Here is a 20194-nt window from a genome sequence, read left to right on the forward strand (position 1 = left end):
CTGTCCGGCCGGACGCCGTACCCGATGCTGTGCGTGCGCTCGGGACGCTCGAAAGCCTTGTCCGGTTGACGTGACGTACATCACTTGCCCGACTACGGCGTGCCTCGGCGATCCCGTAGGCTCTGACGCATGCGCGTCAGGGAGAAGGGCGACCGCGGCGTCGTCCAGTCGGTGGTTCTGTTCCTCGGGGTGAGCGTCCTGTCCGGCGCGCTCGCCGCCGGTCTCGCGATCCCGTTCGCGGGCCTCGCCGGTTTCACGACCGAGAAGACCCACGAGACTTTGCAGGACCTGCCCCAGGAGCTGAAGACCGCTCCACTGGCGGTGAAGAGCAAGATCGTCGCCAGTGACGGGTCACTGATCGCGAACCTGTTCGAGCAGAACCGGATCCCGGTCGGCCTGGCCCAGGTCAACCCGATCATGCGCAAGGCGATCGTCGCCATCGAGGACGACCGGTACTACGAGCACGGCGCCCTCGACGCGAAGGGCACGCTGCGCGCCATGCTGCGCAACCAGTCCGAAGGTTCGGTGCAGCAGGGTGGGTCCAGCATCACGCAGCAGTACGTGAAGCTGAGCCTGGTCGCCAAGGCGAAGACTCCGGAGGAGTACCAGCAGGCGACCGCCTCGACGTACCAACGCAAGATCGCCGAACTGCGGTACGCGGTCGCGGTGGAGAAGGAGTTCTCCAAGGACGAGATCCTGGAGAAGTACCTGAACCTGGCGAACTTCGGTGACGGCGCGTACGGCGTCGAGGCCGCCGCCCGGCACTACTTCTCCACCACCGCTGCGAAGCTGACACTGGCACAGGCCTCGATGCTGGCCGGTCTGGTCAAGAACCCGACCGGGTACGACCCGACCAACAGCGCATCCGCCGCCAAGAACCGCCGCGACGTCGTCCTGCGCCGGATGCAGGAACTGAACGTCATCACCGCCAAGCAGGCCACCGACGCGATCCGGACCCCGGTCTACGACCCGAAGAAGGTCCAGAAGGTCCCGAACGGCTGCGCCTCCTCGAAGTACCCGTTCTACTGCGAGTACGTCGTCTCCAAGCTGCTCGAGAACCCCGCCTTCGGCAAGACCAAGAAGGAGGCGGACCACTACATCAAGACCGCCGGCATCACCGTGAAGACCTCGCTGGACCCGAAGATGCAGCGCGCTGCCGAAGCATCGATGAAGGAGCACACCCGCGCCACCGACCAGGCGACCGCGGCGATCACGATGGTGGAGCCCGGGACCGGTCTGGTGAAGGCGATGGCGCAGAGCCGGCCGTACGGTTCGGACAAGAAGAAGGGCGAGGTCGCCTACAACTACAACGTCGAGAAGTCCTACGCCGGCGGCTACGGCGGCTTCCAGAACGGCTCGACGATGAAGGCCTTCACGATCGCCGCGGCGATCCAGAAGGGCTTCCCGCTCAACCACCGGATCAACTCGCCGAAGCAAATCAACCTCAGCAACGTGAAGTGGCCGACCTGCACCGGTTTCACGTCTCCCGGTGACGACTACACCCCGAGCAACTCGACCGCGGCCAGCGGCGACCTGACGATGATCGACGCCGCCCGCGCTTCGACCAACACCTACTTCCTGCAGCTGTCCGAGCAGGTCGGCCTGTGCAACGTCGGCAAGGTGGCGGCGGCCCTGGGCATGTACGACGCGCAGCAGGACGTCCCACTCGAGCAGGTCGTCTCGATGACACTCGGCGTCGGGTACGTGACCCCGCTGATGCTGTCGAACGCGTACGCCACCTTTGCCGCGCGCGGCAAGTACTGCACCCCGCAGGTGATCACCTCGGTGACCAGCCTCGCAGGCAAGCCGATCAAGACCCCAGGCACGAGCTGCAAGCAGGCGCTGGAGCCCGCCGTGGCCGACGGTGTGAACCGGGTGCTGCACGAGGTGATGGAGCCGGGCGGCACCGGCGGCCAGCTGAAGTTCGGTTCCAGCGACCTGGCCGGCAAGACCGGAACGATCCAGGCCAACAAGGCCGTGTGGTTCGCGGGCTACTCGAACCGGGTCGCCGCCGCCGCGGTCGTCGCCGACACGAACCTGCCGTACACGAACCTGATCGGGCAGACCCTCGACGGCCGGAAGATGTACGACGCTTCCGGTTCCGGCACGGCCGGTCCGGTCTGGGAGAGCGCGATGCGGGGGGCGCTGGCCGGACTTCCCGAGACACACTTCACCGCACCGAACGACAAGACTGTCCGCGGCGACGTGAAGAACCTGCCGTTCGTCACCGGCATGTCTCCCCAGGACGCGACCAACAAGCTCCAGGGCGAGGGTTTCAAGGTCAACGTGGCCTCCGGCCAGGTCGACTCCGCCGAGACCGCCGGCACGGTCGCCTGGACCAGCCCCCGCCAGCGCGACGGCGCACCCGAGGGATCGTTGATCACCCTCTACCTCTCCAACGGCAGCAAGGGCCAGAAGCCGCCGCCACCGCCGAACAGCCCGAACCCGCCCAATCCGCCCAACACCGGCAAACCGGGAGGCGGCATCCCGCAGTGCCCGCCGTGGCACCCGCAGTTCCCGAACTGCCCGCAGCGCTGAGCTGAACGACCAGAGGGCCTCCCCGGACAGGGGAGGCCCTCTGGTCGTTGCAGGTAGGTGCAGAAGCGTTGCCCGCGGTGACAGCGAGCCGTCAGGATCAGCCCGACCGTCGTGAGGACTGGGGGGCTTGGCTGTGGATGCTCAGGTATTGAATGCTCAGGTCTGGCTGAACACCACGTACGGCGGGGTGGCCGGCTGGGTGCCGTTGGAGGAGACCGGGCTGACCGGCTGGTCGACCATGTACGGGCTGCGGCGCGGGTTGCAGTCCGAGCTCGGGATCTCGCCGGTGACGTCGGGCTTCGGCCCGGCCACGACGGCGGCGTACGTCGCGCAGATCGGGCGGATCGACGGCAGCACCACGAAGGTGAACGTGCTGAAGCTGCTCAGCGCGGCCCTGTGGTGCAAGGGGTACTCGGGCCTGTGGGACGGCGCCGCGGTCAACTTCGCGAACCTGAGCGGCTCGGTCGGCAGCGTGCGCGAGGACCTCGGGCTGGGCTCGGCGAACCCGTCGGTCGACGTGAAGCTGATGGCCTCGCTGCTGACGATGGACGCCTACACCAAGCTCAGCGGCGGTACGACGCCGGTCCGCGACGTCCAGCGCTGGCTGAACGCGACGTACCTGAGCCGCCGCGACTTCGCCCTGGTGCCGTGCGACGGGATCTACTCGCGCGCGGTGCAGACCGCGATGACGTACGGGCTGCAGTACGAGCTCGGGATGGCCGACGGGACCGCGAACGGCAACTTCGGGCCGGGCACCCGGGAAGGGATCCGGACCCAGGCCACCGTGGCGGAAGGCTCGACCGACGGCGCGAAGCGGTTCGTCCGGCTGTACCAGGCAGTGCTGACCTTCAACCGGTACGACGCCCCGTTCAGCGGCAGCTTCGACGGCCGGACCGCGCAGCTCACCCGTGATTTCCAGGGTTTCATGGAGCTTCCGGTCACCGGCGGCGGCAACTACGGCACGTGGTGCGCGCTGCTGGTCTCCAACGGCGACACCACGATCGCCACCAAGGGCTTCGACACCAACAAGCAGCTCACGCTCGCGCAGGCCCAGGGCGCTGTCGCGGCCGGCTACACGCACGTCGGCCGCTACACGGTCGGCGCGAACAAGTTCATCACCGCCCCGGAGCTGGACGCACTGAAGTCGGTCGGGCTGAAGCTGTTCCCGATCCACCAGCGTTTCAACGACTCCGCGGCCGAGATGACCAAGGCGAACGGCCGCGTGCACGGCATCGAGGCGGTCGAGCGCTGCCGCGTGCTGGGCATCCCGGCGCAGAGCGTCGTGTACTTCTCCGTCGACTTCGACGCGATCGGCGAAGTGATCGACGGTCCGGTCGCGGACTACTTCCAGGGCGTCAACGACTCGATGGACCAGACCGTCAACGGCCGGTACAAGATCGGTGTGTACGGGACCCGCAACGTCTGCGCGACCATGCTCGACAAGGAGCTGGCCGTCGCCGCCTTCGTGGCCGGTATGTCGACCGGCTTCTCCGGCAACATGGGCTTCCCGATGCCGCAGGGCTGGCACTACAACCAGATCGTCGAGATCGCCTCCGGCGCGTACCCCGGTGCGCCGGCCATCGACAAGGACGTCGTCTCCTCGCACGCGACCCCGGTCGACCTCAACGAGGTCACCACCCCACCGACCGAGCGGGACGGCTCGACCTCCGGCACCGGCTTCGACGCCTTCTTCGAGTGGCTCGTCCGCGCCGAGGTCGCCTGCGAGCGGGCGCTGGTGGCTCCGGCGGTGCCGCTGTCGCAATACGCGTCGATGATTCCGACGTTCGTCATGCACTACCTGCAGAAGCCGGCGTACTGGGGCGGGCTGGGGTGGCCGCAGTACACACCGATCAGCACCGACACGCTGACCAGCCTGGCCCGCGCGTACGCCGAGGAGGAGCTCGAGAAGCTGACTCCGAGCAGGCCCGACTCGAAGCGGGACATCGCGCACTTCGCGGCGACCGTCCGCGGCTACGAGCACTGGGGACTGCCGGGGAGCCAGAACGACTACGGCCTCGGCGACCTGGGCGGCTGGGCGCTGGACCTGCTGCAGCTGTGGGGCTCCTACCTGAAGGCGAAGGAGGAGAACCCCGCTGTCGACCTGACGGCGTACCTGCGCGCCAGGCTCGGTGTCGTCGGGGCCGACGGCGGGTTCGACTGGGACGACGTCGTCGCGGACGCGGACGCCTACCTGGTCTGGCGTGCCAAGTTCGAGAACCAGACGACGCTGTCGGGTGCGGCGCGCGGGCTGCTCAAGCTCACCGGCAAGCAACGGGTTGCCAAGTTCTACACCGACCGGTTCGGTGGGTCGGCGGACAACGTCGCCCGTGCCTTCGCGAGCCTGGTCGACAACGGCAGCTTCGACCTTCCGCCAGGTGTCGTGCTGGAGGAGTTCGCGGACGCGGAGCGCCTGCCGTCGCCGGACGAAGCCAGGACCTGTGCGCTCGTCTACACGCAGCTGATGCAGACTCAGGGCTGACCGATGACCCTTCTGCCCGGCCGGGAGGCACTGGCGATGACTGCCGAGCGTACGGACGACCGTGTGGTCCTTCGCCGGGACCGGGCCGAGATCGGCGGTCTGGTGCTCGCGGGGGTCGGCAGTGTGCCGTTGCTGCTGGTGATGGTGGTCCTGGGTCAGCAGCTCGCGCAGGTCGATCCGAGTCAGGGCAGTGCGGGAATCACCAGGGACGGCAACCCGCTCGGAGCGGGGACGGCGGTGGCGGTGCTGATCGCCGCGGTCGTCGCCCTGCTGTACGCCGGGCTGCCGCGCCCAGGGCGGCTGCGGTCGGCCCGGGGCACCGCTCGGGCCGCTGTCGCTCAAGGCGTCGGGGGCGTGGTGGTCGGGGGCGAGTCGCTCCTGGTCAACTCGATCCACTTCTACTTCACCGGGCCCGACGACGGCTGCACCTACTCCGGGTGCTGGCCGCTCTACCACCAGACCGCGGCGCTGGCCGCTCCCGGGATCCTCACCGGGCTGTCCATGCTCGTGATGGCGCTGCTCTGGCGCAGAACGCCCTGGTGGGTGCGGGCGTCGGTGCCGTTGGTGGTGCTGCTGGTGACGCTGGGCGTCCAGTACGCCGTGTGGGACTCGTACCTGATTCCGATCTTCGAAGGGGTGCCGCGATGACGATGCGACGACGGACCGTGCTGCAGGGCGCGTTGGCCGGATCGGTGGTGGCCGGAACTTCGGTTGCTGGGGGCAACCAAGCGGAGGCGGCCGGGACGGCGGGGATCACGCCGGTGGGTCCGGGTGACGCGCGCGTGGTGCACGGACCGGACGGCGGCGCCGTACAGGTACCTGCCGACCTCGGGGTCGAGCTCACCGTCGGCAGCACCGGAGCGCAGGCCGGGGCACTCGTCAGCCTGTCGTACGACGAACGCCTGTACGCCGCAGCGGCCAGACCGGTGCTGGTACAGGGGAAGCAGGTCGTCCCGGTGCAGGCGACGCAGGTGTCGACCGGCGTCGCGCACGGGCAGCGGCTCGAGCTGCGGCTGCCGCAACTGGCTCCGGGCACCTACACCGTGCACGCGGGTGGCGTGGCGCCGGCGCGGTACCCGGCGGACCTCGTCGCTGCCCCGGTGGCGACCGAGGTGAAGGTGACATCGGGTGCGGTGACCGCTCGGGTGCTGAGCCGTCCGGTGGCCGAGCAAGGGCTGCCGTGGGGTGTCGTGCTCGGTGCGGGCTGGACGAAGGCAGCCTGGGGCGACGGCTACTACGTCTGGCGTCCAGGACTGGTGGCGCTGCACTCCGTGGGGCCGGGCGTCGTACCGGCGGGGTCTCGCATCCGGGTCACGCTGGACCGGCAGGTGTTCGAGTCCGTCCAGGTGACGAAGGTGCTGGGCGGCAACGGCGAGCGGATCGGTGGTGTGGCTCGCCGGAGCACACTGGCCGGCCGACCGGCGGCCACCTGGACGCTGCACGCGCCGCTGGCGGCCGGGGCCAGGATCACGCTGTCCTTCGCCGCGGAGTCGCGCTCGCTGCGGTCTGCCTTGGAGTACGTCGAACCGTCGCTGGTGGAGTTCGTCGGGCCGAAGCAGTCCAAGACGCCGCAGCGGCTCACCGGGCAGGAGAGCCAGACCCGGGCGGACGACGTCTACTCAGCCGCCACCCGGGCCCTGCACACGCCTGCCTAAGCGCCGAGCTGGCGCTTGACCTCGGAGGAGACCGCTCCCCCGTCGGCCTTGCCCTTGACCTTGGGCTGCAGCGCGCCCATCACCTTGCCGATGCCGCGCGGGCCCAGCTCGGCGGCGCCGGTGGCGGCGATGGTCTCGGTGACCAGGGCGGCGATCTCCTCGGCGGTGAGCTGCTCGGGCAGGTACTCGGCGAGGATGTCCGCCTCGGCCTGCTCCTTGTCGGCCAGCTCGGCGCGGCCGGCGTCGCGGTAGGCGATGACGGACTCGCGGCGCTTCTTGGCCTCGGCGGTCAGCACGTCGAGCACCTCGGCGTCGGACAGCTCCCTGGCCTCCTTGCCGGCCACCTCGGCCTTCGTCACGGCCGTCAGCGCCATCCGCAGGGTGGACTTGCGGATGTCGTCGCGGGCCTTGAGGGCCGCGGTCATGTCGTCGTGCAGGCGTTGCTTCAGCTCGGAGTTGGACATAGGGGAGATTGTGGCAGGCTGGAACCATGAGTCTCCGGGGGCTGGCCACAACGACGCTCAAGACCGCGGGCGTGATCGGCGCGGTGGGCGCCGCCTGCGTCGGGTACGCGGCGGCGATCGAGGTGCGCTGGTTCACGCTGCGCCGGTTCACCGTGCCGGTGCTGCCGCCGGGCGCGGACCCGCTGAAGGTGCTGCACCTGTCCGACCTGCACCTGATGCCGACCCAGGAGAAGAAGATCCGCTGGGTCAACGACCTGGCCCGGCTGAAGCCCGACCTGGTCGTCACCACCGGTGACAACATCTCCTCGCCGGAGTCCGTGCTGCCGCTGCTGCGCGCGTACGGCGCGCTGCTGGACCTGCCCGGCGTGTTCGTCTTCGGCTCCAACGACTACTGGAAGCCGCACTTCAAGAACCCGGCGAACTACTTGCTCCCGGCCACCAAGCAACGGCACAAGCCGCACGGCCCGGACCTGCCGGTCGAGGAGATGCGCGACGCATTCACCGAGGCCGGCTGGGCCGACCTGAACAACCTCAGGACCAGCCTCAAGGTCAACGGCCTGCGGCTGGACTTCGCCGGCACCGACGACCCGCACATCAAGCGCGACCGGTACGCCGCGGTGGCCGGCGAGGTCGACCCGGCGGCCGATCTGTCGATCGGCGTCACCCACGCGCCGTACCAGCGGGTGCTGAACGCGTTCGTCGGCGACGGGTACCCGTTGATCCTGGCCGGGCACACACACGGCGGGCAGCTCGCGGTGCCGCTGTACGGCGCCCTGGTGACCAACTGCGACCTCGACGCGTCCCGGGTCAAAGGCCTGAGCACGTGGGGGTCCGAGGGGCGTCAGGCGGCCCTGCACGTGTCGGCCGGACTGGGCACTTCGCCGTACGCGCCGGTGCGGTTCGCGTGCCGCCCGGAGGCGACTTTGCTCACCTTGGTGCCCCGGATTCATGCCGGTGATTAACCCGATTTCGTCCCAGCCCACAGCGCATGTAAGCTGACTCCGGCTTCGGGCTGTGGCGCAGTTTGGTAGCGCGCGTCGTTCGGGACGACGAGGTCGCAGGTTCAAATCCTGTCAGCCCGACAGAAGAGGGCGGTGACTCGAAAGAGTCGCCGCCCTCAGTCATTTCCGGGGGTTCTACGCTGGGCAGGTGAGCGCGCTGCAGCGGGTGGACCTGGGTGAGGTCGAGTACGAGGTCGGTGCCTTGGACATGAGGTCCTGGGTCGAAGAGCGGACCGACGGGACGGCCGGGGACCGGCTGTTCCTGCTGAGCCATCCGCCGGTGATCACGTACGGGGCGCGGACGTCGCCGGCCGACCTCCCGGCCGAGACGGCGGGGATCCCGGCGGTCGCGGTCGACCGCGGCGGCTTCGCGACGTACCACGGCCCCGGGCAACTGGTCGGGTACCTGGTCATCGACCTCGAGCAGCGCGGCGCGGTCGACATCGTCCGCTGGGTCGAGAACGGGCTGATCGCGGCACTCGGCGAGCTCGGCTTCCCGCTGGTACGCCGGGAGACGCCACGCGGCCAGAGCAGCCTGGTCGGGGTCTGGACGCAGGACCACCGCAAGCTCTGCTCGATCGGGATGCGGATCCGGCGCGGGGTCACCAGCCACGGGTTCTCGATCAACGTCGACCCGGCGATGAACGTGTTTCACACGTTCACGACCTGCGGCCTGCACGACGTCACGATGGTCTCCCTGGCCGAGCTCGCGGCCGAGCGGGGCCGCCCGGTGCCCACCGACGCCGAGGTCCGCGACGCGGTGGCAGCCGCCCTCGGAGCGGCGTGACCCAGTAGCCTGCGGCCATGGACGCGGACGAGGACGAGGACGAGGTGACCACTCATCGTTTTGCTGCTCCTCCGCTGCCGCCACTCCTGATCCTTGCCATGGTCGGCGTGCTGGCCGGGTTCGCCACGATCGGGATGGTGTGGCTGAGCGAGCGCGGGTGCGAACGGTTCCGCGACACGTCCAACTGCGGCGCCTGGGGATTCCCGTTGCTCGTGCTGACCGTCGTGGTCACGATCGTGCTCGGTGCGCTCGTGCTGAGCCGGCTCGCGATGCCGCACCCGCGGCTGGTCGCGTTCCTCGGCGTCGGCTTCATGCTGCTCGTCGTCCTGGCCTTCCTCGCCGACCACCTGTTCACCACCTGGACCCTGCTCGTCGTCCCGGTGCTGACAGCGATTACCTTCCTGCTCGCCCACCTGATCGCCGGACTGCTGGAGCGCGCCGATGCCTGATCTGCCCCGCTACAAGGCCCACCGCACCACGACCCCACCGCCGATCGACGGCACGCTGACCCACCCGGCCTGGGCGGAGGCGGCCTGGACCAGCGACTTCGTCGACATCCGCGGCGACCGGCCGGCGCCGCCGTACCGGACACAGGCCAAGGTGCTGTACGACGACGAGTACCTGTACCTCGGCGCCCGGCTGGAGGAGCCGCACGTCTGGTCGACGATGACCGAGCAGAACACGTTCCTGTACGAGGAGAACAACTTCGAGCTGTTCCTCGACCCGGACGGCGACCGGGAGAACTACTACGAGTTCGAGATCAACCCGCTCGGCACGATCTGGGAGCTCACCCTGCCCAAGTCGTACGCCGACGGCGGCGTCGCGATCGACCCGACCAACCTGCCCGGCCTGCGGACCGCGATCCACGTCGACGGCACGCTGAACGACCCGAGCGACTCCGACGTCGGCTGGAGCGTCGAGGCGGCCTTCCCGTGGGCCGAGCTGGCGCAGCACACCCAGACCTCGATGCCGCCGAAGCCCGGCGACGCGTGGCGGATGAACCTGATGCGGGTCGAGTGGTCGCACGACGTCGTGGACGGCGCGTACCGCAAGGGCTCGCAGCAGGACTTCTGGGTCTGGTCGCCGCAGGGCGAGATCGACATGCACAAGCCGGAGCGCTGGGGCGTGCTGGAGTTCTGACAGGGTTTCCGACCCCCTGCCCCCGGCGGTGAACCCGCCGGGGTGACAATGAGTGATGTGGAGTTCCGGGGCGGCGGGTACGACGAGGATCTGTCGTACCTGATCGACCTGGTCGAGCACCCGGACCCGTTGCGCACAGCAACCAACTCGCCGCGGTCGGCGATCCGCTCCGCAGCCGAGGGCGACCAGGTCGTCGCCGCGATCGAGCGGGCCTGCGAGAGCGACCCGCGGATGGCGCTGCGGCTGGTGGCCGGGCTGTCGAGCTACTGGTGGTCACGCGGGCTGCAGGACGAGGCCTCGGCCGCTGCTGAGCGGGTGCTCGGCATGCTGGGGCGGACGGTGCCGCCTGGGCTCGAGGAGGAGTACCTGCTCACCGTGCTGCACGGAGCCTCGTCGGCCGAGCAGGAGCAGCTGGAGCTGGCGCAGCAGGTCGTCCTGGACGGTGTGGGGCCGTTCAAGTACCCGGTGACGGTGCTGCTGTGGTCGCTGGTCTTCGGGCCGTTCGAGTCCAGTACGACGGTTGCCGACGTACTGACTCGGCACGAACGAGACGGGGACGCGTGGACCCGGGCCGCTGTGGAGCTGATCAAGGGATATCCCGGGCTGGTCGACATCGGCGCGGCGGAGGCCGAGCAGTCGCTGCGGATCGCGCTGGCGCGCTTCCGGATGCTGGAGGACCGCTGGGCGATGTTCCTGGCGCTGACCGGGCTGCGGCAAATCACCGACGACCTTCTACCGGTCACCAGCGAGGCTGTGGCGCTGGCGGAGGAGCTGGGGCTGGAGGAGGAGGCTGGGCTCCTCCTGTGCGAGCGTGCTGACCTGCACCTGCGGGTGGGGGCGTTGGACGCCGCCCGAGCCGACTTCACCCGCGCGCTGACCCTCGCCGAGCACGCCGACTGCGCCGAGGCAACTGCCGCCGCCCAGATCGGCCTGGCCCGCACAGCCCGGTACGCCGGGAACCTGGTGGGCGCCCGCGAGCACCTGAGCGTCGTACTGGGGAGCTGCCCGGAAGAGCTGGTCGACGCCCGCGAGGAGGCAGCCCACGAGCTGCGCCTGCTGCACTCGGCCGAAGCGACGGCGTAGCCGAGCCGGCGGGGGCGCACCACCACTTCCCCCCTCACCACCACTTCCCCCCTCACCATCTCTTCCCCGCGCCGCAGGCGCGGGGCGGGCGGGAAACGAGTGCGGGCGGGCACATGTGCTGGGATCACACGGTGGTGTGTGGCCCCGTACTGCCTGTGGTTTCGCCCACAGCGCGGGGGGCTCGCCGGGAGGTCGGGCGGTAGTTAGAGTCGAGCTGATCGAGCCCTCGAACTGCAACGGAGCAGCCGGATGGACAAGACGTACGGGTCGCCGCAGGACGCGGTCGACGACATCGGCGACGGCGCGAGCCTGGCGGTCGGCGGGTTCGGGCTGTGCGGGAACCCGATGCAGCTGATCGACGCGATCCACGCCAAGGGGGTGAGCGGGCTCAGCGTCGTGTCGAACAACTGCGGCGTCGACGACTGGGGCCTCGGCATCCTGCTCGCCGACAAGCGGATCGCGAAGATGACCTCGTCGTACGTCGGGGAGAACAAGGAGTTCGCCCGGCAGTTCCTGTCCGGTGAGCTGGAGGTCGAGCTGACCCCGCAGGGCACGCTGGCCGAGAAGCTGCGGGCCGGCGGCTGTGGGATCGCCGCGTTCTTCACCCTCGCCGGGGTCGGCACCCAGGTCGCCGACGGCGGGCTGCCGCAGAAGTACAACACCGACGGCTCGGTCGCGAAGGCCTCGGAGCCGAAGGAGACCCGCGAGATCGGCGGTACGACGTACGTGCTGGAGGAGTCGATCACCACCGACTTCGGGCTCGTGCACGCGCTCAAGGGCGACACCCACGGCAACCTGGTCTTCGACCGGAGCGCCCGCAACTTCAACCCGCTGGCCGCGATGGCCGGCCGGATCACGATCGCGCAGGTCGAGGAGCTGGTCCAGCCGGGTGAGCTGGACCCCGACGAGATCCACCTGCCCGGCGTCTACGTCCAGCGAGTGGTTGCCGTCGGCAAGGACATCGAGAAGCGGATCGAGAAGCGCACCGTACAGCCGCGAGCGTCGTACGAGGCTCAGCGCGAGAAGCTGGAGGCCTGAGATGCCACTCACCCGTGAGCAGATGGCCGCCCGGGCCGCCGCCGAGCTGGAGGACGGCTCGTACGTCAACCTCGGCATCGGCCTGCCGACGATGGTCCCGAACTACATCCCCGACGGCGTCACCGTCGTGCTCCAGTCCGAGAACGGCATTCTCGGCGTCGGCCCGTACCCGGTCGAGGGCGACGAGGACCCGGACCTGATCAACGCCGGCAAGGAGACCGTCACGACGTTGCCAGGGGCATCGTTCTTCGACTCGTCGCTGTCGTTCGGGATGATCCGCGGCGGCGCGATCGACGCCGCGATCCTGGGCGCGATGCAGGTCTCGGCGACCGGCGACCTGGCGAACTGGATGATCCCCGGCAAGATGGTCAAGGGGATGGGCGGCGCGATGGACCTCGTGCACGGCGCGAAGAAGGTGATCGTGCTGATGGAGCACGTCGCCAAGGACGGGTCGCACAAGATCCTGGCCGAGTGCGACCTCCCTTACACGGGCCGGGGTGTGGTGAACCGGATCATCACCGACCTCGCCGTGCTGGACGTCACCGACGACGGGCTGCGGCTGGTCGAGCTCGCCGAAGGGGTCACCTTCGACGAGCTGCAGGACAAGACCGGCGCACCGATCAAGCAGTAGACCGGCGTACGCCGGTCAAGCGATGAACCGGACGTCCGGGTGCCGCGGCGAGTCGTGCCAGGTGCCCGGACGGCCGCGCAGGTGCTGGTCGAAGAACGCCGGGACGTAGACGTTGAGCGTGCGCAGGATCCGGGCCGGGTCGACCGTGCCGATGGTGTTGGCGACCAGCTCCGGCGGCACGGTGAAGTGGCGCTGGAACCACGGGATCAGCACCTGGTGGTCGATGAACGTGTAGTGCCGCCCGTTCGGCACGTTGAGGTCGCGCTTCCAGCCCGTCGAGCGGTCCCAGAACAGGCCCCAGGACGGATCGGTGCGGTGGGTCTGCGGACCGCCGTTCGGGCCGGTGCCGCCGGCACCGAGGAGCAGGAACGGGCGGTCGAGCCCGCGCGCGACGACCGGACAGTCGGCGGGGTCGTCGTAGCCGTAGCCGAGGGTTCCGTCGAGGTCGATGCCGGCCTTCACCCGGCGGTCGACCAGCATCACGTCGGCCGAGGTGATCCCGCCGGCCGAGTGGCCGTACGCGCCGATGCGGGTCAGGTCGAGGATCTCTCCTAGATCCTTGGGCAGCCGTCGCCTCTCGGCATCCGGGTTGCGCCCCTGCGCCAACTCCTTCAGGGCATCGAGCACGAACCGCACGTCGTCGATCCGCGTCGCCCGAGCCACCGGCGCGTAGGGCTCCGCCGGCAACGTCTGTACGGCGACCCGCCCGCCCGGGAACTCGACGGCCGCCGCTTCGTAGGTGTGATCGACCGTCACCACGACGTACCCACGACTCGCCAGCTCCGCGACCATGATCGAGGCCAGTCCGCGCGGGACGCCGAAGCCCGGCGAGAACAGCACGACGGGCCGCCGCCCCCAGCTCCGGCTGACCGGCGCTGACAGCCCGGCGGGAACGCGTGCACCAGCCCAGTCGACGGCTTCCGCCGGCTGCTCGAGCGCGATCGCGGCGCCCTCGGCGTACACCTGAGCAGTCAGCGGCGGCAGGTACGGCGCCCGCTCGGCGGCTCGGGCGGCCGGGTACCAGATGCTGATCATCAGCTCCCGCGCGCGGCCGGGGACGAACGGGTCGTCCCGGGCGTGGTCGACGAGATGAAGTTCGGTGGTGCCGACCGGGAACGGGCCGGTCGGCCGGGGAAAGCGCAGCCTCACGGGCCGCCCCGCTGAGCCGGCACCCGCGAGGGTCCGGGGCAGGGCGGCGACGGCGCTGCTCGCGCCGGAGACAGTCGATGCGATGGGAGCGAGGAGGGCGGCCGCGGTGCCGCCGACCAGAAGGCGTCTGGTGAGCATGGGCCGACCTTCCCGCGGCGGACCCTCGGCGCGCCTCCCCCGATCGTCGGCCGCTCCCCCTGCCGAAAGTCAGATCTGCTCGAAGTGGAACGCGCGGATGAAGCAGTCCCTCGGCTGGCCCACCGCGAACAGGACGCAGTCGATCACCGACTGCGCGGTCAACTCGGATCCACTGTCGCGCGGTCCGTCCTGGACGAAGTCGGGTGGGAAGAGCGAGAGGACGCGGATGCCTTCGGGGCGGAGACGTGCGGAGAGGATCTCGGCGTAGCCGGCCTGGGCGTGCTTGGCCGCGTAGAACGCCGGGTGGGCCGACGACCTGTGCTGCCCCGGCTCGCCCGCGGCGGAGATCAGGTTGACGATGTCCGCCGCTCCCGAGGCCCTCAGCAACGGCAGCAGCCGCTCGGTGAGCAGCACGATCCCGGTCGCGGCACCGCCGATCGTGTCCGCGACGTCGGCCGGCGAGGCGTCCCCCTCCAGGTAGCGCGCACCACTGTTGACCAGTACGTCGAGCCGCTCGATCTCCAGACCGGCGATCGACTCGGGCGACGACAGGTCGAGGACGACAGCCTCCGCCGATCCACCTGCCGCGCGAACGAGCGCGACGGTCTTCTCGGCCGCGGCCGCCGTACGGGCTGTTGCGACGACGTGCGCACCGGACGCCGCGAAGGCGAGCGCGAGCAGCCGCCCGGTGTCCCGGCCCGCGCCGGTGACGAGTACGTGTTTCATGCCGGACAGCAGATCACTTCAAGAGCTCTCGAGGTCAACTCTGGTTCAAGGTCCGGCTCGTGATCTTCTGCCGCTTGTCCCGCTCGGTGAGGATGGGCGTATGGACCTGGACGTGCTGGTGATCGGCGGTGTCGGCATCGACACGATCGTGCGCGTTCCCGGCCTGCCGTTGCCCGACCGGGAGACCCTTCACGTCCCGCCCGTCGAGTCGTACGTCGGCCACACCGGCCACGGCGTCGTGCTCGGCTGCGACCGCCTCGGGCTCCGGTCCGGCCTCGCCGACGTGATCGGCGACGACGCGGAGGGCCGGCGGATCCGCTCGGCGTACGAGGAGCTCGGGCTGCCGCTGGCGTTCGCCCTGCACCCGAGCGGCACGCGGCGCAGCGTCAACCTGGTGTCGCCCGACGGCAGCCGGGTCGCCCTGTACGACGGACGCCACCCCGCCGGGATGTGGGTGGACCCGGTGCTCTGGCGCGAGTGGACCGGCCACGCGCGGCACGTGCACATCTCGATCATGGACTTCGCACGCCGGGCGCTTCCCGACGTACTGGCGTCGGGCTGCACGGTGTCGACGGACCTGCACGACTGGGACGGCGACAACGACTACCACCGGGACTTCGCCCAGTGCGCCGACGTCGTGTTCGTCTCGACCAGCGCGCTGCCCGACAAGGTGGTCGACTGGATCTTCGCGAGCGGCCGCGCGCAGGTCGTGGTCGCGATGGCCGGCGCCGACGGCAGCTACCTGTGCGTCCGCGGTGAGGACCCGGTCCACCTGCCCGCGGTCGACCTCCCGGGGCGCCCGGTGGTCGACACCAACGGCGCGGGCGACGCCTACGTGGCCGCCTTCCTCACCACCTGGCTGGACGGTCGCTCGTACTACGAAGCCGCGACGGCGGGCACCGTCGCGGGCGCCTGGGCCTGTGGCTCTGCCGGGACCCACACCGACCTCATCACCGCCGAGCAGTTGATGCTGCTCACCCCTTAGCCGCGCGTCAGCGGCGGATGGAGAGTGGCCGCCGGGCCTCGCCGGAAGAGCTGGGCCGGGCGGCCGCCGTCGCGGGTCGTGGTCGCACCGAGCGGTAGGACGAAGCCTTCCGTCCGAGTGGCCTTGCGGTGGAAGTTGCGCGGGTCGAGCGGGACGCCCCAGACGGCTTCGTAGACGCCGCGGAGCTCGGAGACGGTGAACTCGTCGGCGCAGAAGGCGGTCGCGAGCGGGGAGTACTCGAGCTTGGCGCGGGCGCGTTCGACGGCGTCGGTGAGGATCCGGTGGTGGTCGAACGCGAGCCGGCCGGGGTCGTCGAGCACCTCCGCGACGGGGATCCAGGAGGCAGACGCCGCGTCCGACCCGGCGACCGGCGTCGGCAGGTCGGGGACGAGGGCGAGGTAGGCGACGCTGACCACGCGACCGCGGGGGTCACGGCCTGGTTCGCCGTACGTCGCGACCTGCTCGAGGTGGATGCGTGCCGGGCCCGGACCGGCGATGCGGTCCGAGCCGACGCCGGTCTCCTCCGCGAGCTCCCGGCGCGCGGCCTGCTCCAGGCCCTCGCCGGCGCGGACGAAGCCGCCGGGCAGGGCCCAGCGGCCGTGGTACGGCGGGATGCCGCGGCGGATCAGCAGCACCTCGAACGAACCGTGCTGGACGGTCAGGATCACCAGGTCGGTGGCCACACCCATCGGGTCGAAGTCCATGGAACCACCTTAATCGTCACCTTGACGAAAAGCGATCGGCGGCCTTATCGTCAAGATGACGACAAGAGAGGCCGGAGTGCCCGGCCGTGAGGAGACAGCGATGGCAGACATCACGCGGTTCCGCTTCATCAGCCACCTGCGGGCGAACCCGACCACCCACGTCCGCCACCTGCGGAACGGGAAGCCGGCGCACGACGGCGCCGGTCAGGCGTTCTGGTTCCGCGCGCTGAACTCGGCGCTGAGCGAGGTGCCGGTCGACGACCGCGAGCAGCCGTTGCTGTTCCACGGCCGGACGATCGACTTCCAGGACGTCGTGGTGCAGGCGACCGTGACGTACCGCGTGACCGACCCGGCGCTGGCCGCGACCCGGCTCGACTTCGGGATCGACCCGGACACCGGGCGGTGGCGGGCGACTCCGCTCGAGCAGCTCGGTGGGCTGCTGACAGAGCTCGCGCAGCAGACCGCGCTCGACCTGCTGGCGCGGATGACGCTGACGCAGGCGCTGTCCGAGGGGATGGCGTCGCTGCGGCTCGCGGTCAGCACCGGGCTGCGCGAGGACCAGCGGCTGACCGGGCTGGGGATCGGTGTCGAGGACGTGCGGGTGGTCGCCGTACGGGCTGAGAGCGATGTGGAGCGGGCGCTGCAGACTCCCACCCGGGAGATGGTGCAGCAGGCGGCCGACAAGGCGACGTACGAGCGCCGCGCGATGGCGGTCGAGCGGGAACGGTCGATCGCGGAGAACGAGCTGCAGAACCAGATCGAGCTCGCGCGGCGGGAGGAGCAGCTGGTCACCCAGAAGGGCCAGAACGAACGCCAGCGTGCGACGGAGGCCGCTGCTGCCGGACGGATCGAGACCGAGGCGGCTGCCAGTCGCAAGCGCGCCATGAGTCAGGCGGAGGCGGACGCCAAGCGCGTCATCGGTGCCGCCGAAGCCGCGGCCGAGAAGGCGCTGCTGGAGGCCTACACGGACATGAGCCAGGGCACGATCCTGGCCCTGGCGATCAAGCAGGGCGCACTGCCGGAGATCGGAACGCTGAACCTGACCCCCGACCTGATCACCCCGCTGCTGGCGAAGCTTGCCGGTGAACAGGCATGAGTCTTCCCCCACGGGCCGTGCTCGTGCACCGGGCGACCGAGCTCACCGAGCTGGTCGCCCGGCACGGGACCCGGCAGCAGGCCGGGTTCTTCCTGAAGAGCAGGGGGCGGGACCTGAGCGAGCTGGACGAGCGGCACGCGGCCCAGCAGGAAGCCCTCGCGGCGGTGTCGGCGGCAGTCCCGCTGGACTGGCGGCGAGCGGTCGCCGAGCGCGAGGACCTGAACCGGTTCGTGTTCGGGCCCGAGGACGTGGTGATCGCGGTCGGGCAGGACGGGCTGGTGGCGAACGTCGCCAAGTACCTCGACGGTCAGCCGGTGATCGGGATCAACCCCGAGCCGGCCCGCAACCCCGGCGTACTGGTTCCGCACCCGCCGGAAGCGATCGCCGACCTGCTGCACACGCGGCACCTGGAGGAACGCACGATGGTTGCCGCCGGCACCGATGACGGCCAGCGGCTGCTCGCGCTCAACGAGGTGTACGTCGGCCACCGGACCCACCAGTCCGCCCGCTACCGCCTCGCCTCGCCCGACGGCCTGGAGGAACGCCAGTCGTCGTCCGGCCTGCTGGTCGGCACCGGAACAGGATCCACGGGGTGGTGCCGCTCAGCCTGGCAGGAACGCCGCAGTCCGCTCCCCCTGCCCGGCCCGCTCGACCCGGCGCTGTGCTGGTTCGTCCGCGAAGCCTGGCCGTCCCCGGCGACCGGCACGTCCTGCACCGAGGGCCTGCTGACCGCCGCCAACCACCTGGTCGTCACCGCCGAAGCCGATCTCGTCGTCTTCGGCGACGGCATCGAGGCCGACTCCCTCACCATCACCTGGGGCCAGCGCCTCGACATCACGGTCGCCGAGACGCGGCTGCGCCTGGTCCGCTAGATCTCCTTCGCCGGCTGGACCAGGACCCGCGGCAGGTTGACGTTGCGCGGCCGGGAGACGATGAAGGCGAGCACCTCCGCGACGTCCTCGGCCTCGATCGCCGGTAACGCGGCAGCCAGTGCGGCGGCAGGCCCCTGGATCTCGGCCGGGAAGTTGTCGCCCAGCTCGGTGCCACCGGTCATGCCGGGTTCGAGGTTGGTGAAGCGGATGCCCTTGCCCGCCAGCTCGGCCCGCAGTGCCCTGGTCAGGTAGCTGACCGCCGACTTCGTCGCGCCGTACGTCGCCATGCCGTCCATGTACCTGTCAGCGGCCACCGACGACACGTTGACCAGGTCGGTGGTCCTCGACTCGGCTGAGCGCAGCAGGTCGGGCAGGAACGCGTGCACGGTGTTCAGCACGCCGTTCACGTTCACGTCGACCAACTGCTTCCACTCCGCCAGCGGAAAATCCCCGTACGGCGCCAGCTGCATCCGTCCGGCGTTGTTCACCAGGAGATCCACCTCGCCGAGCCGGTCCCGCACGGTCGCGGCGGCCTGAACCACCGACTCCTCGTCGGTGACATCGGCCGGTACGACGACCGCCGTACCGCCGGAGTCGAAGATGCGCGCGGCCAGCTCCTCCAGCCGGTCCTTCCGGCGGGCGATCAACGCGACGGCGGCGCCTTCGGAGGCGAGCCGGAGAGCGATGGCGGCGCCGATCCCGCTGGCGGCGCCGGTGATGACTGCGGTTCGATTGGTCATGCCTCCACCGTCGAGCGTGCCGCCGGGCCGGACCAGACCCGGATCGACCGTGGGTCTGGCAGTACCACCCAGTGGTTGAAGCGGTCGGAGATACTGGTCGGTGTGACGGTGCGTCCCCAGCTCGGTGAGTTCCTCCGCAGTCGGCGGTCCCGCGTCCGGCCGGTCGAGGTCGGGCTGCCGGACAGCCCCGACCGACGGGTCGCCGGCCTGCGCCGCGAGGAGGTCGCGCTGCTCGCGAACGTGAGTGTCGACTACTACGTCCGGCTCGAGCAGGACCGCGCGCCGAACCCGTCGGCCGCCGTACTGGACTCCCTGGCGACCGCGCTCCGGCTGACCGAGGCCGAGCGTGACCATCTCCGCTCCCTCGCGGGCCCGCCGCCGAAGCAGCGGCCGGAGCCGGTGGTCGTCCGGCCGACGGTGGTCGCGATGGTCACCGGGCTGACCGAGACGCCGGCCATCGTGCTCGACCGGCTGAGCAATGTCGTCGCCTGGAACAACGCGGCCTCCGCGCTGCTCACGGACTTCGGCGCCCTGACTTCCGCCGAGCGAAACCTGACCAGGCTCTACTTCCTCGACCCCGCCGCCCGGGAGCTCTACCTGGACTGGGACGCCGTCGCGAAGGACGTCGTCGGCCACCTCCGCCGGACCTCGTCCGAGTACGCCGACGACCCGGAGCTGGCCGAGCTCGTCGCCGAGCTCAGCTCCCGCTGCCCCGACTTCGCCGGCTGGTGGGACGCCCACGACGTCAGTGTCAGCGCCTACTGTCCCAAACGGCTCAACCACCCGTCCGTTGGTCCGCTCACCTTCAGCCTCGAGGTGCTGACCCTCCCCGGCGACAACGGCCAGCACCTGATGACCTACACACCGGCCGACGCGACCACCCGCTCCCGGCTGCGTTCGCTGATGGACGCTTACACCCGCGACAGGACCAGCGCGACGTTGTCCGCGTAGGCGGGCGCGAAGTATTT

The 20194-nt window shown here is 70.2% G+C and carries 20 protein-coding genes and 1 tRNA gene; 16 read left to right on the plus strand and 5 right to left on the minus strand.

What is annotated here, in order from left to right; translation table 11 throughout:
- Positions 1–129: 129 nt before the first annotated feature.
- The 4 genes from ACLQ2O_RS00285 (at position 130) to ACLQ2O_RS00300 (ending at position 6672) form a co-directional block, all read left to right on the plus strand.
- A complete protein-coding gene (locus ACLQ2O_RS00285) occupies positions 130–2538 on the plus strand; it encodes a transglycosylase domain-containing protein (RefSeq protein ID WP_425825859.1) in 2409 nt (802 codons plus the stop codon).
- Between the two features lie 148 nt (positions 2539–2686).
- Entirely contained in the window at positions 2687–5017 is a 2331-nt protein-coding gene (locus tag ACLQ2O_RS00290; RefSeq protein ID WP_425825861.1) for a glycoside hydrolase domain-containing protein, read from the plus strand.
- Positions 5018–5020: 3 nt separating this feature from the next.
- Positions 5021–5665, plus strand: coding sequence for a hypothetical protein (locus ACLQ2O_RS00295; protein ID WP_425825863.1), 645 nt, complete (start codon positions 5021–5023; stop codon positions 5663–5665).
- A complete protein-coding gene (locus ACLQ2O_RS00300) occupies positions 5662–6672 on the plus strand; it encodes a hypothetical protein (protein WP_425825865.1) in 1011 nt (336 codons plus the stop codon). The genes ACLQ2O_RS00295 and ACLQ2O_RS00300 overlap by 4 nt, the downstream gene beginning before the upstream one ends.
- Here ACLQ2O_RS00300 and ACLQ2O_RS00305 read toward each other — a convergent pair.
- Positions 6669–7136 (minus strand): GatB/YqeY domain-containing protein, encoded by a 468-nt coding sequence (locus ACLQ2O_RS00305; RefSeq protein WP_425825867.1) that lies wholly within the window; start codon positions 7134–7136, stop codon positions 6669–6671. The two genes, ACLQ2O_RS00300 and ACLQ2O_RS00305, sit on opposite strands and share 4 nt — an antisense overlap.
- Positions 7137–7162: 26 nt before the next feature.
- Here ACLQ2O_RS00305 and ACLQ2O_RS00310 point away from each other — a divergent pair, with 26 nt between their 5' ends.
- The 8 genes from ACLQ2O_RS00310 to ACLQ2O_RS00345 all read left to right on the plus strand — a co-directional run bounded on the left by ACLQ2O_RS00310 (position 7163) and on the right by ACLQ2O_RS00345 (position 12816).
- Positions 7163–8098 (plus strand): metallophosphoesterase, encoded by a 936-nt coding sequence (locus tag ACLQ2O_RS00310; protein ID WP_425825869.1) that lies wholly within the window; start codon positions 7163–7165, stop codon positions 8096–8098.
- A 46-nt stretch (positions 8099–8144) separates the two neighbouring features.
- Positions 8145–8218 (plus strand) — tRNA-Pro (locus ACLQ2O_RS00315).
- A gap of 67 nt (positions 8219–8285) precedes the next feature.
- Positions 8286–8924 carry a lipoyl(octanoyl) transferase LipB gene (lipB, locus tag ACLQ2O_RS00320; RefSeq protein ID WP_425825871.1) on the plus strand — a complete coding sequence of 213 codons (639 nt, stop codon included), beginning with the start codon at positions 8286–8288 and terminating at the stop codon, positions 8922–8924.
- 17 nt (positions 8925–8941) lie between these two features.
- Positions 8942–9373, plus strand: coding sequence for a hypothetical protein (locus ACLQ2O_RS00325; protein WP_425825873.1), 432 nt, complete (start codon positions 8942–8944; stop codon positions 9371–9373).
- A complete protein-coding gene (locus tag ACLQ2O_RS00330; RefSeq protein WP_425825875.1) occupies positions 9366–10064 on the plus strand; it encodes a carbohydrate-binding family 9-like protein in 699 nt (232 codons plus the stop codon). Before ACLQ2O_RS00325 ends, ACLQ2O_RS00330 begins: the two co-directional genes overlap by 8 nt.
- Positions 10065–10112: 48 nt before the next feature.
- Positions 10113–11147 (plus strand): hypothetical protein, encoded by a 1035-nt coding sequence (locus tag ACLQ2O_RS00335; RefSeq protein WP_425825877.1) that lies wholly within the window; start codon positions 10113–10115, stop codon positions 11145–11147.
- Between the two features lie 249 nt (positions 11148–11396).
- Positions 11397–12185, plus strand: coding sequence for a CoA transferase subunit A (locus ACLQ2O_RS00340; RefSeq protein ID WP_425825879.1), 789 nt, complete (start codon positions 11397–11399; stop codon positions 12183–12185).
- Between the two features lies 1 nt (position 12186).
- Positions 12187–12816, plus strand: a complete 630-nt coding sequence (locus ACLQ2O_RS00345; RefSeq protein ID WP_363675708.1) for a CoA transferase subunit B — start codon at positions 12187–12189, stop codon at positions 12814–12816.
- Positions 12817–12831: 15 nt separating this feature from the next.
- Here ACLQ2O_RS00345 and ACLQ2O_RS00350 read toward each other — a convergent pair whose 3' ends face one another.
- Both ACLQ2O_RS00350 and ACLQ2O_RS00355 read right to left on the minus strand, forming a co-directional pair.
- Positions 12832–14103 (minus strand): alpha/beta hydrolase family protein, encoded by a 1272-nt coding sequence (locus tag ACLQ2O_RS00350; protein WP_425825881.1) that lies wholly within the window; start codon positions 14101–14103, stop codon positions 12832–12834.
- 69 nt (positions 14104–14172) lie between these two features.
- On the minus strand, positions 14173–14829 hold the full coding sequence (locus ACLQ2O_RS00355; RefSeq protein WP_425825883.1) for an SDR family NAD(P)-dependent oxidoreductase: 657 nt from the start codon (positions 14827–14829) through the stop codon (positions 14173–14175).
- A gap of 100 nt (positions 14830–14929) precedes the next feature.
- Here ACLQ2O_RS00355 and ACLQ2O_RS00360 point away from each other — a divergent pair, with 100 nt between their 5' ends.
- On the plus strand, positions 14930–15814 hold the full coding sequence (locus tag ACLQ2O_RS00360; protein ID WP_425825885.1) for a carbohydrate kinase family protein: 885 nt from the start codon (positions 14930–14932) through the stop codon (positions 15812–15814).
- Here ACLQ2O_RS00360 and ACLQ2O_RS00365 read toward each other — a convergent pair.
- Complete coding sequence (locus ACLQ2O_RS00365; protein ID WP_425825887.1) at positions 15811–16518, minus strand: NUDIX hydrolase; 708 nt, start codon at positions 16516–16518, stop codon at positions 15811–15813. The two genes, ACLQ2O_RS00360 and ACLQ2O_RS00365, sit on opposite strands and share 4 nt — an antisense overlap.
- A gap of 100 nt (positions 16519–16618) precedes the next feature.
- Between ACLQ2O_RS00365 and ACLQ2O_RS00370 the strand changes: the two genes are divergently transcribed.
- Both ACLQ2O_RS00370 and ACLQ2O_RS00375 read left to right on the plus strand, forming a co-directional pair.
- On the plus strand, positions 16619–17614 hold the full coding sequence (locus ACLQ2O_RS00370; protein ID WP_425825889.1) for an SPFH domain-containing protein: 996 nt from the start codon (positions 16619–16621) through the stop codon (positions 17612–17614).
- Positions 17611–18486, plus strand: a complete 876-nt coding sequence (locus ACLQ2O_RS00375; RefSeq protein WP_425825891.1) for a hypothetical protein — start codon at positions 17611–17613, stop codon at positions 18484–18486. The genes ACLQ2O_RS00370 and ACLQ2O_RS00375 overlap by 4 nt, the downstream gene beginning before the upstream one ends.
- On the opposite strand, the gene ACLQ2O_RS00380 is transcribed toward ACLQ2O_RS00375, so the two are convergent.
- Positions 18483–19226 carry an SDR family oxidoreductase gene (locus ACLQ2O_RS00380; RefSeq protein ID WP_425825893.1) on the minus strand — a complete coding sequence of 248 codons (744 nt, stop codon included), beginning with the start codon at positions 19224–19226 and terminating at the stop codon, positions 18483–18485. The two genes, ACLQ2O_RS00375 and ACLQ2O_RS00380, sit on opposite strands and share 4 nt — an antisense overlap.
- A gap of 102 nt (positions 19227–19328) precedes the next feature.
- Between ACLQ2O_RS00380 and ACLQ2O_RS00385 the strand changes: the two genes are divergently transcribed.
- Positions 19329–20177, plus strand: coding sequence for a helix-turn-helix transcriptional regulator (locus ACLQ2O_RS00385; protein ID WP_425825895.1), 849 nt, complete (start codon positions 19329–19331; stop codon positions 20175–20177).
- Positions 20178–20194: the final 17 nt, after the last annotated feature.

The organism is Kribbella sp. DT2, from assembly GCF_049844575.1.
GTDB lineage: Bacteria > Actinomycetota > Actinomycetes > Propionibacteriales > Kribbellaceae > Kribbella.

What these genes read in the sequence shown, in the direction of transcription:
- ACLQ2O_RS00360 (WP_425825885.1), top strand. Translation starts at nt 14,930, where the DNA reads ATGGACCTGGACGTGCTGGTGATCGGCGGTGTCGGCATCGACACGATC.
- ACLQ2O_RS00350 (WP_425825881.1), bottom strand. Translation starts at nt 14,103, where the DNA reads ATGCTCACCAGACGCCTTCTGGTCGGCGGCACCGCGGCCGCCCTCCTC.
- ACLQ2O_RS00310 (WP_425825869.1), top strand. Translation starts at nt 7,163, where the DNA reads ATGAGTCTCCGGGGGCTGGCCACAACGACGCTCAAGACCGCGGGCGTG.
- ACLQ2O_RS00335 (WP_425825877.1), top strand. Translation starts at nt 10,113, where the DNA reads ATGAGTGATGTGGAGTTCCGGGGCGGCGGGTACGACGAGGATCTGTCG.
- ACLQ2O_RS00300 (WP_425825865.1), top strand. Translation starts at nt 5,662, where the DNA reads ATGACGATGCGACGACGGACCGTGCTGCAGGGCGCGTTGGCCGGATCG.
- ACLQ2O_RS00285 (WP_425825859.1), top strand. Translation starts at nt 130, where the DNA reads ATGCGCGTCAGGGAGAAGGGCGACCGCGGCGTCGTCCAGTCGGTGGTT.
- ACLQ2O_RS00375 (WP_425825891.1), top strand. Translation starts at nt 17,611, where the DNA reads ATGAGTCTTCCCCCACGGGCCGTGCTCGTGCACCGGGCGACCGAGCTC.
- ACLQ2O_RS00305 (WP_425825867.1), bottom strand. Translation starts at nt 7,136, where the DNA reads ATGTCCAACTCCGAGCTGAAGCAACGCCTGCACGACGACATGACCGCG.
- ACLQ2O_RS00325 (WP_425825873.1), top strand. Translation starts at nt 8,942, where the DNA reads ATGGACGCGGACGAGGACGAGGACGAGGTGACCACTCATCGTTTTGCT.
- ACLQ2O_RS00345 (WP_363675708.1), top strand. Translation starts at nt 12,187, where the DNA reads ATGCCACTCACCCGTGAGCAGATGGCCGCCCGGGCCGCCGCCGAGCTG.
- ACLQ2O_RS00380 (WP_425825893.1), bottom strand. Translation starts at nt 19,226, where the DNA reads ATGACCAATCGAACCGCAGTCATCACCGGCGCCGCCAGCGGGATCGGC.
- ACLQ2O_RS00365 (WP_425825887.1), bottom strand. Translation starts at nt 16,518, where the DNA reads ATGGACTTCGACCCGATGGGTGTGGCCACCGACCTGGTGATCCTGACC.
- ACLQ2O_RS00295 (WP_425825863.1), top strand. Translation starts at nt 5,021, where the DNA reads ATGACCCTTCTGCCCGGCCGGGAGGCACTGGCGATGACTGCCGAGCGT.
- ACLQ2O_RS00370 (WP_425825889.1), top strand. Translation starts at nt 16,619, where the DNA reads ATGGCAGACATCACGCGGTTCCGCTTCATCAGCCACCTGCGGGCGAAC.
- ACLQ2O_RS00355 (WP_425825883.1), bottom strand. Translation starts at nt 14,829, where the DNA reads ATGAAACACGTACTCGTCACCGGCGCGGGCCGGGACACCGGGCGGCTG.
- ACLQ2O_RS00330 (WP_425825875.1), top strand. Translation starts at nt 9,366, where the DNA reads ATGCCTGATCTGCCCCGCTACAAGGCCCACCGCACCACGACCCCACCG.
- ACLQ2O_RS00340 (WP_425825879.1), top strand. Translation starts at nt 11,397, where the DNA reads ATGGACAAGACGTACGGGTCGCCGCAGGACGCGGTCGACGACATCGGC.